The sequence below is a fragment of the Caulobacter sp. CCH9-E1 genome, assembly GCF_001556515.1.
GTDB lineage: Bacteria > Pseudomonadota > Alphaproteobacteria > Caulobacterales > Caulobacteraceae > Caulobacter.
In genome coordinates this window covers 1-1,600 of record NZ_LSJA01000227.1, presented here as the reverse complement: position 1 = coordinate 1,600, position 1,600 = coordinate 1, and the positions used below count along the sequence as shown (strand labels likewise).

Genomic DNA, 1,600 nt, shown 5'->3' with positions numbered 1-1,600 from the left:
GCGGCACGAAGCTATCGGCCGTGGTGGCGTCAGCCCTGGCCAGCACCAGCAGCCCGTTCACCAACGCCAAGAGGGCGTCGAGATCGCGCGCCGTCTCCGACAGGATATCCTGTTGCGGAACCTCCTGCCCGCGTAGCGCCGCCAATTCCAGGCGCGCCTTGATCCGTGTCAGCGGCGTCTTCAGGTCGTGCGCCAGGCCATCGGTGGCGGCGCGGAGCGAACGGACCATGCGCTCGATCTCGTCGAGGCAGGCGTTGAACACCTCGGCCAGGCGATCGAATTCGTCGTCGCGGGGCGAGACCTTCAGCCGCTCATCCAAGTGACCGCTGAGGAATCGATCCCCCGTGTCGGCCGCCGCCCGCACCACGCGCACACCACGCCGGCTGACGAGCCAACCAAGGCTCAGCCCGAGCACGGCGGTCGCCAGCACCGACAGCGCGAGCGACATCCAATAGCGACGCCCAAGCGCGATGCGGCTGTCCGCCAGGTGTCCGACCAAGAGCCGCGTGCCGGGCCCGAGGGTGCGGACCTCGGCCTCGATCCGTCGCGACTGGACCTGACCGCCTCGCCGCACCTGCACGGTCGTGATGGCCAGGTGCTCGGCCGCAAGCCCGCTTGGCCAGACCAAGACATTGCCCGCCAGACGCCGCCCGGCGCCATCGGAGACCATGTAGACCACGTCGCGTCGCTGCGTCCGGGTCTGCTCGTCGATATAGTTAGCGAGGCCGCCCAGGCCGCCATCACGATAGCGAAGGACGAGCGCGTCCGCCTCGCCCTCGAGCAGGTGCTTGAGTTCGATCTTCAACACCCGGACAGTCTGAAAGTGCTGGACGCTCAGCGCCGCGACGGTCGTGACCACGGCGATCAGCGTGATCCACAGGGCGCCGCGGAACGCCGCCGCCTGCGGTCGGCGCCGGGGCCGGCTAACGCGCGTCAAGCTGGTATCCGGCGCCGCGGACCGTATGCAGCAGCGGCGGCTCCTCCCCGTGCTCAAGCTTGCCGCGGAGCCGGCTCACATGGACGTCTATGACATTGGTTCCGGGATCGAAGCTGTAGTCCCAAGCGGCTTCGAGAAGCATGGTGCGTGTCACCACCTGGCCAGCATGGCGCATGAAGTATTCAAGGAGTTGGAACTCCTTGTTGAGTAGCTCGATACGCCGGGCGCCCCGCTTGGCCGAACGCGCCAAGAGGTCCAGCTCCAGATCGCCCACCTGCAGGGTCGTCGTGGCTGTGGCCGCGCCTGAACCCCGTCGGACGATGGCGGCGATCCGCGCCATCAGTTCCCCGAACGAAAATGGCTTCGTCAGATAGTCGTCGCTGCCGGCGTCTAGGCCCTTGATCCGATCGTCGACCTGCCCCAGCGCGCTGAGGATCAGCACCGGCGTCGTCTGGCCCTGCGACCGCAGCGCTTGCAGGACGGAGAGGCCATCCAGCTGCGGCAGGTTCCGATCGAGGATGATCGCGTCGTAGCGGTTGGTTAGCGCGGCCGTCAGCCCGTCCAGCCCGGTCTCGGCGTGGTCACAGGCGTGGCCGAGCTCCGCCAGCCCCTGCTGGACATAGCTGGCCGTCGCGCGGTCATCCTCGATCAGGAGAAGCTTCA

General features: G+C 67.8%; 2 protein-coding genes. Both read right to left on the bottom strand.

The window, feature by feature from the left end:
- A partial coding sequence (locus AX690_RS12975) for a histidine kinase dimerization/phospho-acceptor domain-containing protein (RefSeq protein WP_156449660.1) occupies nt 1-937 on the bottom strand: 937 nt, incomplete at its 3' end.
- On the bottom strand, nt 924-1,600 hold a 677-nt coding region (locus tag AX690_RS12970; RefSeq protein ID WP_156449659.1), incomplete at its 5' end, for a response regulator transcription factor. The genes AX690_RS12970 and AX690_RS12975, both read right to left, overlap by 14 nt.